2 protein-coding genes are annotated in these 1,278 nt (G+C 59.3%); both read right to left on the reverse strand.

Annotated features, from left to right (window positions below; genetic code table 11):
* A partial coding sequence (locus EN984_RS35030; RefSeq protein WP_127384375.1) for a DUF882 domain-containing protein occupies window positions 1–406 on the reverse strand: 406 nt, incomplete at its 3' end.
* 403 nt (window positions 407–809) lie between these two features.
* Window positions 810–1,278 (reverse strand): helix-turn-helix domain-containing protein (locus tag EN984_RS35035; RefSeq protein ID WP_281057386.1); only part of this gene is annotated, 469 nt, incomplete at its 5' end.

A 1,278-nucleotide genomic window follows, 5' to 3' on the forward strand; every position in this document is an offset into this window, starting at 1 on the left:
GAATATAGAAATCCATCGCCTTGCCGAGCATGTGCTGGCTCTTCTCGGCGACGCCCCTGCTGCGGCCGCGCAGCATCGAGTTCGTCGACGGCGAGCGATAGCCGCAGATGACCTGGATGTAGTCCGTGGCGCCGGCTTCCCGATACGCTTCCCAGACCAGATCCAGCAGGCGCGGATCCATCTTGGTCGGCTCGTTGCGACGCCAGTCGCGCAAAATGATGTTGATCTTCCTGAGACCCTCGGGAACGTAGCGGCCGTTGCGCTTGTAGACGATCTCGGCCTTCTCGTGGGTGTGGAGATGATAAAGCTTCAGCGACCGTGTTTCGGCGCTGGCTCCGCTCGCAGCCGCGGCAACAAAACCAAAAGCGACAACCAACACTGCCAGCCACTTCGGCCAGATGCTCAAATGATGGTGCCGCCTGTTTGTGTGTCGTTCGATTCTGTTCAAATCAAAAGGCCTTGCAGGCTGCCGTTTGTCCCCGGATTTGTCCAAACGGATGTGGCATTAGCACACCCGAATATCGATCCTAATGGTTAATCATCGCTTATTGAAGCCGAAATGCGGTAACACCGTGGCGATATCCCGTCAAAAATTGTTCACAAGGTTTCTTGGTAAACCGCTGGTTTAGATCAGATTTCCGCCTTCGGCCCGAACACGATCTGTTACCGTTAGCTTTAATGCGTGAACAGAGCTGTCCATGACACAGCCACAATGCCGCCGAAACGGCGATACAAGGCCTGCTGTGGCATTGCAAGCTGGCGTCGGCCTTGTGGCAAGCCGGATTCCGAAGCTCAGCCCGGCATCGCCCTTAGGAGGCGAGCCGGTCTACGCGGCCCGTCTCCGGATCGATGCCGTGTTCCTTGAGCTTGCGATAGAGCGTCGAGCGACCGATCCCGAGTCGGCGGGCGACTTCGCTCATCTGTCCGTTGTAGTGATCGATGGCAAGCTTGATCATCTCGAGTTCGACATCGGCCAGTGCCCGCACATTGCCGCGCTCGTCGAGCGCCCGCAACGTGCCGAAGCGAGGCTGCAGCCTTGCCGGCGGATCGAACGCGATTGCTGGGCCGCCCTCGCCGGGCAAGGCTTCGTCATCGCGCTCCTGCAAAGACTGGGAGGGCGCCGGCGCATCGCCGTCCATATCCAGGTTGACGGTGCCTTCCACTTGCGCCCGTATCTGCGGGAAGTCCTCGGCGGAAAGCACATCGCCTTCGCAAAGCACCGAGGCCCGGAAGACGGCATTTTCGAGCTGCCGGATGTTTCCAGGCCAGTCATAGGCC

The organism is Mesorhizobium sp. M7A.F.Ca.CA.004.12.1.1 (genome assembly GCF_003997835.1).
In the GTDB taxonomy this organism is placed as follows: Bacteria; Pseudomonadota; Alphaproteobacteria; order Rhizobiales; family Rhizobiaceae; genus Mesorhizobium.